Genomic DNA, 17,460 nt, shown 5'->3' with positions numbered 1-17,460 from the left:
CCGGCGGCCGCGCGATGAGCGACGGCACCCTCGGCGGTCGGCGCCGCGTCGCCGGCGTCTTCCTGGCCTTCGCCTTCGCGTACTTCCTCTCGACGCTGGTGCGCGCGATCACCGCCACCCTGTCGCCCACGCTCACCGACGAGTTCGACCTCGAGTCGCGCGACCTCGGCCTGCTCGCGGGCGGCTACTTCCTCGGCTTCGCGTTCACGCAGCTGCCCATGGGCGCCTGGCTCGACCGCCACGGTCCCAAGCGCGTGGTGGTGGCTTTCCTCGGCGTGGCGGTGGCGGGCTGCCTGCTGTTCTCGGTCGCCACGCATTTCTCGCTGCTGCTGGCCGCGCGCGTGCTCACCGGCGTGGGCGTCAGCGCCTGCCTGATGGCGCCGCTCACCGGCTACAGGCGCTGGCTCTCGCCCGCGATGCAACTGCGCAGCAACTCGTGGATGCTGATGGTCGGGTCCTTCGGGCTCGTCGGCGCGACGCTGCCGGTGCAATGGCTGGTGCCGCTGGTCGGCTGGCGCGCGCTGTTCTGGCTGCTGGGCGCGGGCGTGATCGTCTCGATGCTGCTGATCGCCTGGGTCGCGCCCTCGTGGCGCCAGGCACCCGCCGCGACGGTGGCGGCTGTCGACGACGGCGGCAGCTACGCCGCCGTCTGGCGCGATCCCTTCTTCCGCAAGCTCGCGCCGATCGGCTTCTTCCACTACGGCGGCTTCATCGCGATGCAGTCGCTGTGGGCCGTGCCCTGGCTCACGCGGGTGTCGGGCTACACGCCGCTGCGCGCGGCCGAGGCGCTGTTCGCCATCAGCCTGGTGCTGCTGGCCACCTACTGGCTCTGGGGCGTGGCCAATCCCAGGCTCGCGCAGCGCGGCATTGCGGCGGATCGGCTCATGGCCTGGGGCCTGCCGTTCTCGCTGCTGTTCATGGCTATTGTTTTGATAGCGGGGCCGCGTGCGGGCACGGGAACGTGGGCGGTTTTCCTGTGCCTCTGCACGGTGGTCACGCTGGCCCAGCCGGCCGTGGCGATGGCACTGCCGCCGGCGCTCGCGGGCCGCGCGCTGTCGGCCTACAACCTCGTGATCTTCGTCGGCGTGTTCGTGGTGCAGTGGGGCGTGGGCCTGCTGATCGACCTGTTCGTGCGCGCCGGCCTCGACACCGTGGACGCTTTCCGTGGCGCAATGGCCATCCTGCTGGGGTGCTGCGTTATGTCGTATATCTACTTCCTCCGGGCGCCCCCGCATAATCGACGCGCCGTCCCCCGAGCCGCATGAACAGCATCCTCATCATTGCCCATTCGCCCTTCGCACAAGCGTTGCGAAAGTGCGCGCTGCATGTGTTTCCCGACAGCGAGAACGCCATCGTCGCGCTCGACGTGCTGCCCAACGTGCCGCCCGAGGAAACCCTGGCGGCCGCGCGCATCACGCTCGCGCAGCAGCTCAACGGGCCGCGCGTGCAGGTGCTGGTGCTGGCCGACGTGTTCGGCGCCACGCCTTGCAACGTGGCGCAGAAGCTGGTGGACGGCGTTCGCTCGCGGCTCGTGGCGGGCGTCAATCTTCCGATGCTGCTGCGCGCCGTGACCTACCGGCACGAGCCGCTCGACGTGCTCGTGCAGCGCGCCATCGCCGGCGGCACCGCGGGCGTGATGCAAGTGGCGGTGGCGGCACCGCAGAACCAGGCCAAGAGAAAGCACAGTGATCAAGAAATCCGTGACCATCAGCAATAAGCTGGGACTGCATGCACGCGCATCGGCCAAGCTGACCAAGCTCGCAGGCAGCTTTCCCTGCGAGGTGTGGCTCTCGCGCGGCGACCGCCGCATCAACGCCAAGAGCATCATGGGCGTGATGATGCTGGCCGCCGGGCTCGGCTCGACCGTCGAGCTCGAGACCAACGGCCCGCAGGAAGAAGAGGCCCTCAATGCCATCGTCCAGCTCATGGACGACAAGTTCGGCGAAGGCGAATAAGGACCACCGCGCATGACCTTCGCAGTCCACGGCCTTCCCGTCGCCCGTGGCATCGCCATCGGCCGCGCGGTGCTGGTGGTGTCGAGCCGCATCGACGTGGCCCACTACTTCATCAAGCCCGAGGAGATCGAGACCGAGATCGATCGCGTGCGCACCGCGCGCAACGCCGTGGCCGAGGAGCTGGCCAAGCTGCAGACCAACGTCGCGCAGATGGGTCCGAACGACGCGCCGCACGAACTCGCGGCGCTGCTCGAGGTGCACCAGATGCTGCTGCAGGACGAGGCCCTGAGCGGCGGCGTCAAGCACTGGATCAGCGAGCGGCTCTACAACGCCGAATGGGCGCTGACCACGCAGCTCGAGGTCATCGCGCGCCAGTTCGACGAGATGGAGGACGAGTACCTGCGCGAGCGCAAGGCCGACCTCGAGCAGGTGGTGGAGCGGCTGCTGCACCGCATGAAGGGCACGGCCGCGGTGCTGGCGCCGAGCCCGCCGCGGCGCAAGCGCGCCTCGTCCGACGAGGACGACGACCTCACCGCGGGCGACGGCATCGACGTGCCGCTGGTGCTGATCGCGCACGATCTCTCGCCGGCCGACATGCTGCAGTTCAAGAAGAGCGTGTTCGCCGGCTTCGTCACCGACGTCGGCGGGCGCACCTCGCACACCGCGATCGTGGCGCGCAGCATGGACGTGCCGGCCGTGGTCGGCGCGCGCACCGCGAGCCAACTGGTGCGGCAGGACGACTGGGTCATCATCGACGGCGATGCCGGCGTGATGATCATCGATCCCTCGCCGATCATCCTGGCCGAGTACGGCTTCAAGCAGCGCCAGGGCGATCTCGAGCGCGGGCGCCTCGCGCGATTGCGCCACAAGCCGGCCGTCACGCTCGACGGCCAGCGCGTCGAGCTGCTCGCCAACATCGAGATGCCCGAGGACACGGTGGGCGCGATGAAGGCCGGCGCGGTCGGCGTGGGCCTGTTCCGCAGCGAGTTCCTGTTCATGGGCCGCGAGTCGTCGGCGCGCCAGACGCGGCTGCCCAACGAGGAGGAGCAGTACCAGGCCTACAAGCGCGCGGTCGAGGGCATGCAGGGCATGCCGGTCACCATCCGCACCATCGACGTGGGCGCCGACAAGCCGCTGGACAACAAGTCCGCCAACAAGCAGGAGCACCTGAATCCCGCGCTCGGCCTGCGCGCGATCCGCTGGAGCCTGGCCGATCCCGCGATGTTCCTCACGCAGCTGCGCGCCATCCTGCGCGCGGCCGCGCACGGCGAGATCCACCTGCTGATCCCGATGCTCGCGCATGCGAGCGAGATCCGCCAGACGCTGGCGCTGCTCGCGCTCGCGCGCACCGAGCTCGACAACCGCGGCGCGGTGCACGGCCAGGTGAAGCTCGGCGCCATGATCGAGATCCCGGCCGCGGCGCTCACGCTGCGTACCTTCCTGAAGCACTTCGACTTCCTCTCGATCGGCACCAACGACCTGATCCAGTACACGCTGGCGATCGACCGCGCCGACGAGTCGGTGGCGCACCTCTACGACCCGGCCCATCCGGCGGTGCTGAAACTGGTGGCCGACACCATCGCCGAGTGCCGGCGCCAGGGCAAGGCCGTGGCGGTGTGCGGCGAGATGGCGGGCGACGTGGCCTTCACGCGGCTGCTGCTGGGCCTGGGGCTGCGCAGCTTCTCGATGCATCCCTCGCGCATCCTCGCGGTGAAGCAGGAAGTGCTGCGCGCCGACACGAGCAAGCTCGAGGCCTGGGCGCGCTCGGTGGTCGATTCGGACGATCCCGGCGCCATGCTCGCGGGCTGAGCGCGGCGCGCGCTTCAAGCCCGGCGCAATAAAACGAAACACGCCGAAACCGCGGCGAAAGGACTTGCCGCGCGCCGGCAAGCACGATCAGGCCTTCTCTTCACCAACCCTGAAAGGCCCGATCCATGAAGCTCTCCCTGACCCAGGCTGTCGCCGTCGCCTCCTTCGCCATGCTCGCCGCCGCGGGCGCCAAGGCCGAAAGCTATGACGGCGTGCACCAGGCCGTGTCGGCCAAGACCCGCGCCGAGATCAACGACGAGGCCGTGCGCGCCGCCGCGGCGCCGAACCAGAACGTGACGCGCGGTTCGCGTGGCCCCGAGACCGTGGCGCGCTCGACCGACCGCGCCAGCGTGGTCGCCGAGGCCGTGCGCACCGCGGCCGCGCCCGACCAGAACGTGGGCTCGGGCTCGCGCGTCAACAGCAAGGTGATCTCGACGCTGCAGAACCCGGTGGACGCCCGCGCCACCGCCTCGCGCGACGCCAGCAAGCTCTGAGCGACGCGGACCTCCGCACCCTCCCGAAACGAGCGACGCACCCGGCGTCGCTTTTTCGTTTCGGCCGCTCGAACATCGCGTCGCAATAAAACGAAACACGCCGATACCGCGGCGAAAGGACGCGCCGCCGCCCCGAAAGCACCATCGAGCTTCCTCCTCCAACACACACAAGGACCCGTCATGAAACACTGGATCAAACGCACGCTCTTCGGTTTTGCCGGGCTCGCCGTGGTGGCCGGCAGCGTCGCCGGCTGCGCCGGCCATCGCCACGGCTGGAACGGCGACAGCGCCGAGTTCCGCGCCAAGATGGTCGAGCGCGTGGGCAGCAAGCTCGACCTCGATACCGCGCAGAAGCAGAAGCTCACCGTGCTGGCCGAGAAGCTGCAGGCGCAGCGCCAGGCCCTGCGCGGCGCCGACGGCTCGGGCGATCCGCGCTCGCAGTTCCGCGCCCTGTTCGCGGGCAACAAGCTCGACCAGGCCGGCGCCACCCGCCTGGTCGACGAGAAGACCGCGGCGCTGCGCAATGGCAGCCCCGAGATCATTGCCGCGGCGGCCGACTTCTTCGACCACCTGAACCCCGCGCAGCAGCAGAAGGTGCGCGAGTTCATGGAGCGCGGCGGACGCCGCTGGAGCCGCCAAGGCTGATGCACCGGCGGCCCCGTCCCGCGGGCGGGGCCGCCTTCCGTTCCTTTCGGGGCCCGGCGCCCTCCACCTGATGCGAGCACACCATGAAGACCATCGAACCGAACCTGGGCGACCTGATCGCGCTGCGGCGCCAGGCCGCGCGCCGCGCGAGCGATGCCGCGACCGAGATGCGGGAAGGCGCCGCGACCGGCGGCGTGCGCACCACGCTGCGGCTCGAGTCGCTGGCCGTGCTGGCGGGCGCGCTGATCGCCTACGACCGCACCGGCGGCGGCTGGGGCCTGTTCGCGCTGCTGTTCCTGCTGCCCGACCTGTCGATGCTCGGCTATCTCGCGGGGCCGCGCATCGGCGCGCGGGTCTACAACCTCGCGCATTCGTACCTGGTGCCGCTGGGCATCGCCGCGCTGGGCCTGCTGGTGGCGCTGCCCTTCGCGCTGCCGCTGGCGCTGATCTGGGCCGCGCACGTCGCGTTCGATCGTGCGCTGGGCTTCGGCCTCAAGTACGACGCAGGCTTCGGCTTCACGCACCTGGGCCGCGTCGGAAGGCAGGACCCATGGTGAGCGAAGCGATCCATGCCGATGCCGAGCGCCCGGTGCTGCGCCCCGCCGTGGCGCGCACCTGGCTGCTGGCCGAGGCGCTCGCGCTCGGCACCGCCTCGGCCGTGCACACGGGCCGGCTGATCCCCGGCTTCGCGCATGCGCAGGCACGCACGGCCGAGGCCGTGATCGCGCTGGTGCTGCTGGGCGCGGCAGCCGCGAGCTGGCTGCGCCCGGCCTGGACGCGCTGGTTCGCGATCCGCGCCCAGGGCTTCGCGCTGCTCGGCACGCTGGTCGGCCTGTTCACCATCGCGATCGGCATCGGGCCGCAGACCGTGCCCGACGTCGCCTATCACCTGGTCCTGCTCGCCGCGCTCGCGGCCGGCCTCGTCGTGGCGGTGCGATGCCGGGCGGGTTGATCATCAGCCAGCTCCTGGCCAGAAGGCACAATCCGCCCATGCCGCGCATCCTGCTGATCGACGACGACGAGCACCTCGGCGCGCCGCTGGCGAGCTATTTCGCGCGCTTCGGCTGCACGCTCGAGAGCGCGGTGCGGCCCAGCGAAGGCCTGGCGCGGCTGCGCGCCGAGAGCTTCGACGCCGCCATCCTCGACGTCATGCTGCCCGAGATGGACGGCTTCGCGCTGTGCCGCGAGATCCGCAAGGAGAGCGACATCCCGATCGTGATGCTGACCGCGCGCGGCGAGGTGATGGACCGCGTGGTCGGCCTCGAGCTCGGCGCCGACGACTACGTGCCCAAGCCCTTCGAGCCGCGCGAACTCGTGGCGCGCGTGCAGACCATCCTGCGGCGCCAGCGCGTCGCGCCGCCCGCGGCCGCCTCGTCGCAGCAGCGCGTGTTCGACGGCCTGGCGATCGACCTCGACCGGCGCCTGGTGCTGCGCCAGGGCGAGCGCGTCGACCTCACGGGCACCGAGTTCGAGCTGCTGGCGCTGCTGGCGGCCGAGCCCGGCAAGGTGTTCAGCCGCGACGACATCCTCAACCGGCTGCGCGGCCACGAGGCCGAGCTCTACACGCGCGCGGTCGACATCGTGGTGAGCCGCCTGCGCAAGAAGCTCGAGCCGCTGGACTGCATCAAGACGCTGCGCAACGCGGGCTATGCGCTGGCCGTGGCGCCCGGCGAGCCTTCTTCATGAACTTCCGCCGCCGGGAACGCCGCGATCGCGAGGGCGCGTGGCACGCCTTCGCCTGCCGCCGCGACGAGCTGCACCGGCAGTGGCATGCGCAGTGGCACGAGAAGGTGCAGGGCAAGCGCCGCTGGCGCCGCTCGCTGCGCATCCGGCTGGTGATGATGTTCGTGCTGCTCGCGGTGGTCATGACCGGCGTGTTCCTCGCGGGCATGAAGAAGTCCTTCTCCACTGGCTGGGCCGAGTCCGCGCAGCCGATGCTGGTCGACTACGCCGACCGGCTGGTGGCCGAGCTCGGCACGCCGCCCGACGTGTCGCGCGCGCAGGCGCTGGTCGATCGCCTGCCGATCACCATCCGCATCGTCGGGCCGACGGTCAACTCGGGATTCGAACCCCGGCGAACACGGCACGCGCGGCGGCTGGATGCGCGACCACGACGAATCGACATGGGGCGACAAGTGGTTCATCCGGCCCACGGCCGACGGCCACCGCGTGATCTTCGGCTGGGCGCCGCGGCTGTGGCAGATCGCGCCGCGCGCGGCCGGCTGGGCCACGCTGAGCCTGCTGCTGCTGCTCGTGGTGCTGGGTTATGCCTACGTGAGCCGGCTGCTGCGGCCGCTGATCGACATCCGCGAGGGCGCGCAGCGCTTCGGCCGCGGCGACTTCGAGCGGCCGATCCCGGTGCGGCGCAACGACGACATCGGCGATCTCGCGGAGCACATCAACACCATGGCCCACGACATCCAGGCCATGCTCGATGCCAAGCGCGGCCTGCTGCTGGCGCTGAGCCACGAGCTGCGCTCGCCGCTCACGCGCGCGCGGCTCAATGCCGAACTGCTGCCGGCCACGGCCGAGGGCCGGGCCGAGCGCGAGGCGCTGCTGCGCGACCTCAACGAGATGCGCGACCTGATCAGCGACCTGCTCGAGAGCGAACGGCTCGCGAGCCCGCATGCGGCGCTGCAGCGCGAGCGCATCGACCTCGCGGCGCTGGTGCGCGAGACCGTGGCCGAGATGCCGGCCGCGCGCGAGGTCCGCCTCGACCTCGCCGAGGGCCTGCCCGCGCATTCGGTCGACCGCATGCGCATCCGCCTGCTGGTGCGCAACCTGCTGGACAACGCGCTGCGCTACAGCACCGAGGCGCCGCGTCCGCCCAGCGTGTCGGTGCGCGCGGTGCTCGAGGGCCAGGCGCAGGGCGTGGAGATCGAGGTGCGCGATTTCGGCCCGGGCGTGGACGAGGCGCAGCTCGAGCGGCTGACCGAGGCCTTCTACCGCACCGACGGCGCACGCCAGCGCGCCACCGGCGGCGTCGGCCTGGGCATGTACCTGTGCCGGCTGATCGCCGAGGCGCATGGCGGCAGCCTGCGGGTGCGCAATGCGTCGCCGGGTCTGCAGATCGTGGTGCGGCTGGGCTGACGAGGTTTGGGCGGGAAGCGGGCTGTCGCCTGCGCTACGCGCGGCCCCGCGCCGCGCGGCTAGCATGCGCCGCTCAGCCACACCGGGGCGCGGCCCCATCTCAGGAGACGCTTCATGACCGACACCACCGCACTCGTCAACCACCAGGTCCGCCTCGCCAAGCGTCCCGAGGGCGCCGCCACGCGCGAGCACTGGCGCTTCGGCAGCGAGCCCGTGGCCGAGCCGGCCGAGGGCGGCGTGCTGGTCAAGACGCTGTCGCTGTCGCTCGACCCCGCCATGCGCGGCTGGCTCAACGATGCCAAGAGCTACATCCCGCCGGTCGAGATCGGCGCCGTGATGCGCGCGGGCGGCGTCGGCCGCGTCATCGCTTCGAAGAACCCGCAGTTCGCGGTCGGCGACACCGTCTACGGCACGCTCAACGTGCAGGAATACATGCTGATTCCGCAGGAGGAGATCAAGCGCAACGGCCTGGTGAAGATCGACCTGCGCGTGGGCAGCATCACCCAGTGGCTCAACGTGCTGGGCATGCCCGGCATGACCGGCTACTTCGGCCTGATGGACGTGGGCCAGCCCAAGGCCGGCGAGACCGTCGTGATCTCGGCGCCGCCGGCGCGGTCGGCCAGACCGTGGGCCAGCTGGCCAAGATCAAGGGCTGCCGCGTGGTCGGTATCGCGGGCGGCGAGGCCAAGTGCGACTGGGTGGTCAAGGAGCTGGGCTTCGACGCCTGCATCGACTACAAGGCCGGCGCCGCCGCCGTGCGCGACGGCCTCAAGCAGCACTGCCCCAAGGGCGTGGACATCTACTTCGACAACGTCGGCGGCGAGATCCTCGACCTCGTGCTCGCGCGCATCGCGCGCAAGGCCCGCATCATCATCTGCGGCGCCATCAGCCAGTACAACAACGCCAACAGCATGCCCGCGGCCGGCCCGCGCAACTACCTGAGCCTGCTGGTGAACCGGGCGCGCATGGAGGGCATCGTGGTGTTCGATTACGCCGACCGCTATCCCGTGGCCATCGCCGAGCTGGCGGGTTACCTGAAGGAGGGGCGCATGAAGAGCAAGGAAGACATCGTGCAGGGCCTCGATACCTTCCCCGAGGCCCTGAACCGGCTGTTCAGCGGCGCGAACTTCGGCAAGCTGGTGCTGCAGGTGGCGACCGAGTGATGACGGCTCGGTAGTATTTGGCAAAACTTTCGTATCGAAAAGTTTGCATTTGGCTTTAGTTCACAAACGGTTGATTAACAATGTCAACCACTGTCAACTGAAGCCAAAACGTCTTCTTCTCCTAGGAATTGGTTAATAGACTGCGCGCTGCCTTGTCAAGGCATGAGTCTTTTTGTTAACAATCCCCAGGGAATCCAGATGCGTAAATTCTTCAAGCTGGCGGCGCTGGCCGCTGTCGCCGGTGCGCTGTCGCAAGGCGCGATGGCTGCCGACGGCACCATCAACTTCACGGGCGAAATCGTCGATGCGCCTTGCTCGATCTCGCCGAACAGCCAGAACATGACCGTGCCGCTGGGCAAGGTCGCTCGCACGGTGCTCGACGGCGGCAAGGGCAAGAAGGCCACGCCGTCGAAGTTCACCATCGACCTGCTCGGCTGCGGCGCCACCGCCAAGGGCGCGACCGTGTCGTTCACCGGCACGCCCGACCTCGACGACGCCACCAACCTGCGCCTGGCGAATGCCGGCCAGGTCGGCGTGACCACGGCTTCGGGCGTGGCCATCGAGCTCGGTGACTCGGCCGCCACCAAGATTCCGCTCGGCTCGGAATCGGCGCAGTACGTCCTGGGCCAGGGCGACAACGCCCTGAAGTTCCAGGCCGTGTACGTGTCGACCAAGGACACCGTGACGGTCGGTCCGGCCAACTCGGTGGCCCAGTTCACGGTCAACTACAAGTAAGCCGCCAGCGCGGAAATCCGGCCCCTGCCCGTTGGCGGCAGGCCTTGCCGGATGGCCGCACCGGACCGACGCGGCCGCCTCGCGTGGCGCGCCGCATCGGCCGGTTTTTCCATCACCCGTCTTTTCTCCGCCGGTGCGCCGCGTGCGCCGCCGTGCTGGGGTGCGCCTGGACGCCAGCGTCCGCCGTGCCGAGGAACTCGTCGTATGTGCAGCAAGAATCGAATTCGTTGGACCCTGGGCATCGTGGCGATGCTCTGCCTCCAGTGGCCGGCCGCGGCGGGCGTGATGCTCGGCGGCACGCGCGTCATCCTGGGCGAGAAGGACCGCGAAGCCTCGATCCCGGTGAAGAACACCGGCACCTCGCCCTACGTGGTCCAGGCCTGGATCGACGCCGGCGAGGGCCGTAACAAGACCCCGATGCTGGTCACGCCGCCGCTGTCGCGGCTCGATCCCGGCATGGAGAACATCCTGCGCATCATGCGCGTGGCGGGCGAGCTGCCGGCCGACCGCGAGACGGTGTTCTGGCTCAACGTGAAGGAGATCCCCGAGCGCTCCAAGGACGAGAACGTGCTGCAGATCGCGGTGCGCAGCCGCATCAAGCTGTTCTACCGGCCGAGCGGCCTGGGCGGCAAGTCCGAGGAGGCCCGTGCGCAACTGCAGTGGGCGGTGGCCGGCGGCGCGCAGGGCGCGGTGCTTCGAATTGGCAACCCGACGCCCTACCACGTGACCTTCACCGGTCTCAAGATCAACGGCGGCCAGCAGGACATCAACGCCGACATGGTGCCGCCCTTCGGCGAGTCGGTGTATCCGCTGACCGCGGTGAAGGCGCCGCAAGCGATCCAGGTCAACTTCACCACGCTCAACGACTACGGCGGCGAGACGCCCGAGGAGCTGGTGCGCGTGCCCGCGGGCGATGCGCCGGTGGCCGTGAAGGCCGAACTGGTTCCGGTCGCGGCGGACGCCGCGAAGCGCTGAGGAAGGCGAGCCGAGCCATGCGCCGCCGCGTGCCCACCTTCCCCGCGCTGCGTCGCGCGCCGGTCGCCGCCGCGCTGCTCGCGGGACTCGGCATGCACGGCGCCCATGCCGCGCCCGCGCCGCAGAAGCAGCAGCAGCTCGCCGCCTCGAGCTTCAACGAGGAATTCCTCGGCATCGGCGGCGACCAGCCGAATGCCGACCTCTCGCTGTTCTCCTTCGGCAACCGCGTGCTCGCGGGCAAGTACACCGTCGACGTCTCGCTCAACGAGCGCGGCGTGGGCCAGAGCGAGGTCCGCTTCGAGGACAGGGAAGGCACGAACGACGCCGTGGCCTGCCTCACGCGCGGCCTGCTCGACAGCTGGGGCGTGAACGTCGCCGTGTTCCCGGCGATCGCCGCTGCCGCCGACGAAACCTGCATCGACCTCGCCGGCGCCATCCCCGAATCGAAGCTCAGCTACGACGCCGGCCGCCAGCGCCTGTTCCTGAGCATTCCGCAGGCCGCGCTCAAGCGCAGCGCGCGCGGCGCCGTGGGCCCCGAGAAGTGGGACAGGGGCATCACCGCCTTCATGCTGGACTACCAGCTCAACCACTCGCGCTTCAGCGGCAGCAATTACCGCAACGACACCCCGCTGACCAACCCGCAGCTCAACGTCTTCGACGCCGCCGATCCGTTCAACCGCAACCGCAACACGCTGCAGCGCAACACCTTCTTCGCGGGCGTGCGCGCGGGCTTCAACTGGGGCGCCTGGCGCTTTCGCCACTACTCGACCTACAACCGCGGCCTCGACGGCCAGAGCCGCTGGCAGGGCGTCACCAGCTACGCCCAGCGCGACCTGGCCTCGATCAACGGCCAGCTGCTGATCGGCGACGGCAACACGCCCGGCAACTTCTTCGACAGCCTGCCGTTCCGCGGCGTGCAGCTGTCCTCCGACGACGCGATGCTGCCCGACAGCCTGCAGGGCTACGCGCCCACGATCCGCGGCATCGCCCAGACCAATGCGCGCGTCACCGTGCGGCAGAACGGCTACATCGTCTACAGCACCTTCGTGGCGCCCGGGCCCTTCGTGCTCGACGACCTCTATCCCACCGCCTCGAGCGGCGACCTCGAGGTCACGATCACCGAGGCCGACGGCCGCCAGACCAAGTACACCCAGGCCTTCTCGGCCGTGCCCACCTTGCTGCGCGAGGGCACCTGGCGCTATTCGGCCACCGTGGGCAAGTACCGCAACGGCTACGACAACGTGAACACCAACCCGCTGCTGCCGAGCCAGGTGCCGGCCGAGCCGGTGTTCCTGCAGGCCACCCTGGCGCGCGGCTTGCCCGACGAGTACTCGGTGTACGGCGGCCTGATCGCCGCGCGCAAGTACCAGTCGGGCCTGGTGGGCCTGGGCAAGAACATGCGCGCCTTCGGCGCCGTCTCGTTCGACCTCTCGGCCGCGCGCACCGTCGACCGCTTCGACAAGACCTACAACGGCCAGTCGCTGCGCTTCCTCTATTCGAAGGCCTTCGTCGACGCGGGCACGAACTTCCGCGTGGCCGGCTACCGCTACTCGACCAGCGGCTACCGCACCTTCCAGGAGGCGGCGCAGATGCAGGGCCTGCTGCTGCCCGACAACTTCAACAGCCGTCGCAACGAGCTGCGCTTCGAGCTCTCGCAGCAGATCGGCAGCTGGGGCTCGGTGTTCGCCTCGGCGCGCCAGCAGACCTACTGGGGCACGCCCGCCAAGGACCGGCTGGTGCAGGTCGGCTGGTCGGGCAACTACAGGCAGTTCGGCTACAGCGTCTTCTACAACCACAGCACCAACAACGGCGGCATCGACAGCTTCGGCGCCGGCATCGCCCGCCCGGTCAGCCGGCAGCTCATGGTGATGGTCAGCATCCCGCTGGGCGACACGCGCGCCAGCGCGCAGTACACGGTGAGCCGCGACAACGACGGGCGCCTCAACCAGCAGGCCAGCGTCTACGGCAGCGCCTTCGAGGACAGCCGGCTCAACTACAACCTCACCGCGGGCCACTCGAACGCCGAGGGCCAGGGCTCCAACGGCAGCGCCAGCGCGAGCTACCTGTCGCCCGTAGGCCGCTTCGATGTCGGCCATTCGCGGGGCAAGGGCTACGGCCAGACCACCTTCGGCATGTCGGGCGGCCTGCTGGCGCACGGCGGCGGCCTTACCCTGTCGCAGCCGCTGGGCGAGACCATCGCGCTGGTGCAGGCGCCCAAGGCCGGCGGCGTGGGCTTCGAGTCGCAGCCGGGCGTGGCGACCGACAGCGCGGGCAATGCCGTCATCCCGAACCTGAGCCCGTACCGGCTCAACCGCCTCGCGCTGCGCACCGGCGACCTCGGCGACACCGTCGAGGTGAAGAACGCGGCGATGGAAGTGGTGCCCACGCGCGGCGCCGTGGTGGTCGCGAAGTTCGAGACCTCGGTGGGCTTCCGCCTGCTGATGACGCTGAGCGACGCGAAGGACCGGGCCTTGCCGCTGGGTTCGAAGATCGAGAACGAGGCCGGCCAGGAGGTCGGCATCGTCGGCCCCGACGGCCAGGCCTTCGTGACCGGCGCGGGCCAGAGCGGCCATCTCACGGTGCGCTGGGGGCAGGGCACGAACGACCAGTGCACGGTGGCCTACAGCCTGCCCGAGGACGCCAACCCGCCGCCGATCCGCGAACTGGCGGGGCAGTGCAGCGGCCCCACGTCCGTGCCGTTCGCGACATTGAAAGGAGCGCGATGAGCGCCAGCACGCCGTCCCGTTTCATCCTGCCCGCGCTCGCGCTGCTGTTCGGCGCGCAGGGCGCCTGGGCCGAGTGCCGGGTGACACCGGGCTACATCGAGAAGACCGTCAACATGGCGATGGGCCGGGTGGTCATTCCGAACGATGCCGCGGTCGGCACCATCTTCAAGAAGCAGCTGTTCCCGCTGCCCCTGACGGGCACCACCAACAAGCCGTGGACCTGCACCGGCGGCGGCAGCGTGAAGGGCGTGATGCTGCAGGGCACGGCGGTGCCCGGGTACGACCACGTGTACACGACCGCCGTGCCCGGCGTGGGCATCCGGCTGTCGCGCTACTTCAGCGACACCGAGGTCAGCTACTACCCGCACGACCGCTCGACCACCACCGACTTCGGCGACTTCAACGCGGCCTCGCGCTTCCAGGTGGAGCTGTTCAAGATCGCGACGGTCACCGGCAACGGGCCGCTGGCGCAGGGCACCTACACCCAGTACTACGCGGTGGGATCGGACAACCGCTCGGTGCTCACGACCTACCTGCTGGGCGAGGGCATCACCATCATCACGCCCTCGTGCACGGTGGACACGGGCTCGCGCAACATCTCGGTCCAGTTCGGCAAGGTGCCGCAGAGCAACTTCAAGGGCAAGGGCACCACCACGGGCGACCGCAACTTCAATATCAAGCTGAACTGCAGGGCGGGCCAGAACGCGCAGAACACGGTGTACCTGCGCATGGATGCGACGAAAGACCCGGCGGGCGACGATGGGGTGATCCGCATCACCCAGGGCGGCGCCGGCACCGCGACCGGCGTGGGCATCCAGGTGATCGACGGACAGAAGGTGCCCGTCAAGTACGGCGAGGAGGCGCTGGTGGGGCCGTCGAAGGACGGCGACTACGTGCTGCCGTACACGGCGCGCTACTTCCAGACCGGCAATGCGGTGACGCCGGGACGCGCCGACGGCACGGCGACTTTCACGCTCGACTACAAATAACCGGATCGGCCCGGCGCGTGCCGGGCCGGGACCGCATTCAGTCCACGTCCGGCCGCATCGGGATGTCGCCCATCGCGTCATCCTCGCGCAGCCCGCGCGCGGCCTTCAGCAGCTCGATCGACAGTCCGTCGCCGTGGCCCGCGAAGCCTTGCGCGATGCCCTCCAGCGCGGTCGAGAGGCCGAGCTCGCCGTCGGCGCGCGCATCCATGCTGATGTTGAGCACGCGGGCCGCCATCTGGCGGTAGGTGACGGCGCCCGCGCCCTCCAGCGCCGCGACCAGGTCGAGGTACAGCGCCAGGTTCATGTCGAACACGAGCTTGGGGGTGATCTCGAAATCCTCGTTGTTGTTCTTCTTGTCCATGCGGTGACTCCTTTCTTCGGGAGTCACCACTCTAGCCACAAAAAGCGCGCGCGCCCGTCGGACACGGGCGATGTTGCGCCGCACGCACGCATCCGGTGCCGCCACTGCGCGCCGTCACCCCAGCCGCAGCAGCAGCGCCGAGGCCGCGCACACCAAGAGGAAGGGCACGCTCAGGCGATGGAACTCGCGCAGCCCGTTGGGCAGCTTCGCGAGCCGCAGCGCGATCAGGTTGGCGAGCGAGCCCAGCACGCAGCCGAAGCCGCCCACGCTCACGCCGGCGGCCAGCGCCGGCAGATCGTGCACGTAGCGGTCGAGCAGGATGGTGGCCGGCACGTTGCTGATGAACTGCGAGCTCACGATCGCCGCCAGGTAGGCGCGCCAGCCCTCGGCGATCGGCCATTGCGTCATCAGCGCGGCGATGAAGGGCAGCTCGGCGAGCTGGCGCAGGTCGACGAACATCAGCGCGATGATCGCGAGCAGCGCCCAGTCGACGTCGCGCAGCACGCGGCGCTGGAACAGCAGGTAGGCGCCGAACACCACCGCCAGGCCCGCGGCCAGCCAGTGCCGGTCGAGCGCGACCACGAAGCCCACGAACAGCAGGCCCGACAGCGCCAGCAGCCGCGGCTGCACCGGCGCGCTGTCGGCCGCCGGCTTGAGCGCGATGGCGGTGCGCGGCACCAGCAGCCAGACGGCGGCGAACAGCCAGAACAGCATCACGCCCACGGTGGGCGCCATCATGCCCATGAAGCCCGCGAAGCTCTCGCCGCTGCGGTGCCACAGGTAGAGGTTCTGCGGATTGCCGATCGGCGTGAGCGCCGAGCCCGCGTTGACCGCCAGCGCCTCCAGCACCACCAGCCGCGCCAGCGGCAGGTGCGCCTGGGTGGCGAGCACGCGCGTGAGCGGCACCAGCAGGAACAGGCTCACGTCGTTGGTGACCAGCGCCGACAGCACGGCCGCGCTGGCCACGAGCAGCAGCGCGAGCTGGCGCAGGTTGGTGGTGCGCGCCAGCAGGCGCTGCGCGGCCGACTGCAGCACGCCGCTCTTCTCCACGCCCTGCGTGATCGCGAGCAGGCCCGCGAGCGCGCCCACGGTCTGCCAGTCGATCAACTGGAGCCAGTCGAGCGGCGCGCGCGGTCGCACGAAGGCGAACAGCACCGCCACCGCCACCAGCACCCACAGCAGCCCGTTGCCGCCGCCCTCGTGCGGCGGGGCGGTGTCCGCGGCGGCGGTGGCGGGGGGCAGGGCGGACGCGGCGGTGTCTTTGGTCATGGGGCGGCGGTGGTCAGGGCGGCGGGAGCGTGCGCGGTGCGCGCGTCCCGCCCCCGAGTTTCGGGCATGGCGAGCGCGAACAGCGCGAGCGCCGCGGCGGCGATGGCCGCGAGCACGACGAAGGCGCTGCCGTAGCCGGCCGCGTGCGCGATGCTGCCCGCCAGCAGGTTGCTGAGCGCCGCGCCCAGCCCGACGCAGGCCGCGCCCAGGCCGAGCGCGAAGTTGAAGTGGCCGCTGCCGCGCGTGAGGTCGCCGATCATCAGCGTCAGCATCACGCCGAAGATGCCCGCGCCGATGCCGTCGAGCACCTGCAGCGCGAGCAGCGCGGCGGGGCTGTCGGCCAGCAGGTAGAGCAGCCCGCGCACCGGCAGCACCGCGAAGCCGACCAGGAACACCGGCTTGCGCGCGAGCCGCGGCGCCCAGCGTCCGACCGCCATCGCGATCGGGATGGTCACCAGCTGCGTGACGATCACGCCGGCCGACAGCCACAGCGTGGCCGCGGCGCCGGTGCGCGAACCGACCTTCTGCGCGACCAGCGTCAGCATCGCGGCATTGGCGAGGTGGAACAGGAAGGCGCAGGCCAGCAGCACGACGAGGCGGCGGTCGTGCCAGCGGACGGTGCCCGGGGCGGCATCCTCGGATGGCGCGTCGGCGCCGCGCGCCAGCCGCGGGTCGACGTCGCGGTCGCGGATCAGCAGCGCCGCCGCGATGGTCGGCAGCGCCATCGCCACCGCATAGAAGAACATCGCGCGCGGCCCGAAGGCATGGCCGACCCAGCCGGTGCCCAGCGCCCACAGCACCGTGCCGGCCGCGGTGATCGCGGCATTGCGGCCGATGCGCGCGTCGAGGCCGGCGCGGCCCACCATGCCGAGGCTGGTGGCCGCGAGGGCGGGCGCGACCAGCGTGCCCGCGGCGCCGATCAGCGACTGGCCCGCGAGGATGGTGCCGTAGAGCGGCCATTGGGCCATCGCCACCAGGCACAAGGCGATCAGCGCGACCGCGCCCGCGATCCAGCGCGGCTTGCGGCGCACGCTGTCGATCAGCGCGCCGGCCGGCGCCTGCACCGCCAGCCCGACCAGCGCCGAGACGAACATCACGCTGCCGATGCGTTGCGGATCCCAGGCCAAGGTGCCGGCCATGAAGACCACCAGGAACGGGCCGACGCCGCCCTGGATGTCGGGTGCGAAGAAGGCCAGCGCATCGAGGGCGCGCAGGCTGCGGCGGGAGGGCGCGGTCGTCATGGCGGGGC

At 70.4% G+C, this 17,460-nt stretch carries 16 protein-coding genes and 2 pseudogenes; 15 read left to right on the top strand and 3 right to left on the bottom strand.

All coding sequences use genetic code 11. The features are described 5' to 3' along the window. Positions 1 to 14 precede the first annotated feature (14 nt). From ACHMXE_RS40925 to ACHMXE_RS40855, 15 genes and pseudogenes are all read left to right on the top strand, one after another. Positions 15 to 1,265 (top strand): MFS transporter, encoded by a 1,251-nt coding sequence (locus ACHMXE_RS40925; protein ID WP_395349243.1) that lies wholly within the window; start codon positions 15 to 17, stop codon positions 1,263 to 1,265. Then, complete coding sequence (locus tag ACHMXE_RS40920) at positions 1,262 to 1,717, top strand: PTS sugar transporter subunit IIA (protein ID WP_203203928.1); 456 nt, start codon at positions 1,262 to 1,264, stop codon at positions 1,715 to 1,717. Before ACHMXE_RS40925 ends, ACHMXE_RS40920 begins: the two co-directional genes overlap by 4 nt. Next, a complete protein-coding gene (locus ACHMXE_RS40915; protein WP_209546125.1) occupies positions 1,686 to 1,955 on the top strand; it encodes an HPr family phosphocarrier protein in 270 nt (89 codons plus the stop codon). Before ACHMXE_RS40920 ends, ACHMXE_RS40915 begins: the two co-directional genes overlap by 32 nt. 12 nt (positions 1,956 to 1,967) lie before the next feature. Beyond that, positions 1,968 to 3,764, top strand: coding sequence for a phosphoenolpyruvate--protein phosphotransferase (gene ptsP, locus ACHMXE_RS40910; RefSeq protein ID WP_395349242.1), 1,797 nt, complete (start codon positions 1,968 to 1,970; stop codon positions 3,762 to 3,764). Positions 3,765 to 3,889: 125 nt separating this feature from the next. Then, entirely contained in the window at positions 3,890 to 4,258 is a 369-nt protein-coding gene (locus ACHMXE_RS40905) for a DUF4148 domain-containing protein (RefSeq protein ID WP_395349241.1), read from the top strand. Positions 4,259 to 4,438: 180 nt separating this feature from the next. Beyond that, positions 4,439 to 4,903 carry a Spy/CpxP family protein refolding chaperone gene (locus ACHMXE_RS40900; RefSeq protein ID WP_395349240.1) on the top strand — a complete coding sequence of 155 codons (465 nt, stop codon included), beginning with the start codon at positions 4,439 to 4,441 and terminating at the stop codon, positions 4,901 to 4,903. 83 nt (positions 4,904 to 4,986) lie between these two features. Next, on the top strand, positions 4,987 to 5,460 hold the full coding sequence (locus tag ACHMXE_RS40895) for a DUF4260 domain-containing protein (protein ID WP_395349239.1): 474 nt from the start codon (positions 4,987 to 4,989) through the stop codon (positions 5,458 to 5,460). Next, positions 5,454 to 5,855 (top strand): hypothetical protein, encoded by a 402-nt coding sequence (locus tag ACHMXE_RS40890; protein WP_395349238.1) that lies wholly within the window; start codon positions 5,454 to 5,456, stop codon positions 5,853 to 5,855. The genes ACHMXE_RS40895 and ACHMXE_RS40890 overlap by 7 nt, the downstream gene beginning before the upstream one ends. Positions 5,856 to 5,893: 38 nt before the next feature. Beyond that, positions 5,894 to 6,589: a response regulator transcription factor gene (locus tag ACHMXE_RS40885; protein WP_203203934.1), complete on the top strand. Its 696-nt coding sequence runs from the start codon at positions 5,894 to 5,896 to the stop codon at positions 6,587 to 6,589. Continuing rightward, positions 6,586 to 7,993, top strand: a pseudogene (locus ACHMXE_RS40880) (ATP-binding protein). Before ACHMXE_RS40885 ends, ACHMXE_RS40880 begins: the two are co-directional and overlap by 4 nt. 114 nt (positions 7,994 to 8,107) lie before the next feature. Beyond that, positions 8,108 to 9,156 (top strand): annotated as a pseudogene (locus ACHMXE_RS40875) (NADP-dependent oxidoreductase). A 198-nt stretch (positions 9,157 to 9,354) separates the two neighbouring features. Then, positions 9,355 to 9,891 (top strand): fimbrial protein, encoded by a 537-nt coding sequence (locus ACHMXE_RS40870; protein WP_203203937.1) that lies wholly within the window; start codon positions 9,355 to 9,357, stop codon positions 9,889 to 9,891. 204 nt (positions 9,892 to 10,095) lie between these two features. Continuing rightward, positions 10,096 to 10,866, top strand: a complete 771-nt coding sequence (locus ACHMXE_RS40865; protein WP_395349237.1) for a molecular chaperone — start codon at positions 10,096 to 10,098, stop codon at positions 10,864 to 10,866. Between the two features lie 29 nt (positions 10,867 to 10,895). Beyond that, positions 10,896 to 13,592: a fimbria/pilus outer membrane usher protein gene (locus ACHMXE_RS40860; protein ID WP_395349236.1), complete on the top strand. Its 2,697-nt coding sequence runs from the start codon at positions 10,896 to 10,898 to the stop codon at positions 13,590 to 13,592. After that, on the top strand, positions 13,589 to 14,581 hold the full coding sequence (locus ACHMXE_RS40855; RefSeq protein WP_395349235.1) for a fimbrial protein: 993 nt from the start codon (positions 13,589 to 13,591) through the stop codon (positions 14,579 to 14,581). Before ACHMXE_RS40860 ends, ACHMXE_RS40855 begins: the two co-directional genes overlap by 4 nt. A gap of 37 nt (positions 14,582 to 14,618) precedes the next feature. On the opposite strand, the gene ACHMXE_RS40850 is transcribed toward ACHMXE_RS40855, so the two are convergent. The 3 genes from ACHMXE_RS40850 to ACHMXE_RS40840 form a co-directional block, all read right to left on the bottom strand. Next, positions 14,619 to 14,942 (bottom strand): hypothetical protein, encoded by a 324-nt coding sequence (locus ACHMXE_RS40850; RefSeq protein ID WP_057596177.1) that lies wholly within the window; start codon positions 14,940 to 14,942, stop codon positions 14,619 to 14,621. Between the two features lie 114 nt (positions 14,943 to 15,056). Then, positions 15,057 to 16,211 (bottom strand): SLC13 family permease, encoded by a 1,155-nt coding sequence (locus ACHMXE_RS40845; RefSeq protein WP_203203941.1) that lies wholly within the window; start codon positions 16,209 to 16,211, stop codon positions 15,057 to 15,059. Next, entirely contained in the window at positions 16,208 to 17,452 is a 1,245-nt protein-coding gene (locus tag ACHMXE_RS40840; protein WP_395349234.1) for an MFS transporter, read from the bottom strand. The genes ACHMXE_RS40845 and ACHMXE_RS40840 overlap by 4 nt, the downstream gene beginning before the upstream one ends. Positions 17,453 to 17,460 lie beyond the last annotated feature (8 nt).

The sequence above is a fragment of the Variovorax sp. UC122_21 genome (genome assembly GCF_044056785.1).
Lineage (GTDB): Bacteria > Pseudomonadota > Gammaproteobacteria > Burkholderiales > Burkholderiaceae_C > Variovorax.
Note: the sequence above shows the minus strand (reverse complement) of the source record. Positions and strands in the feature narration are given on the sequence as shown.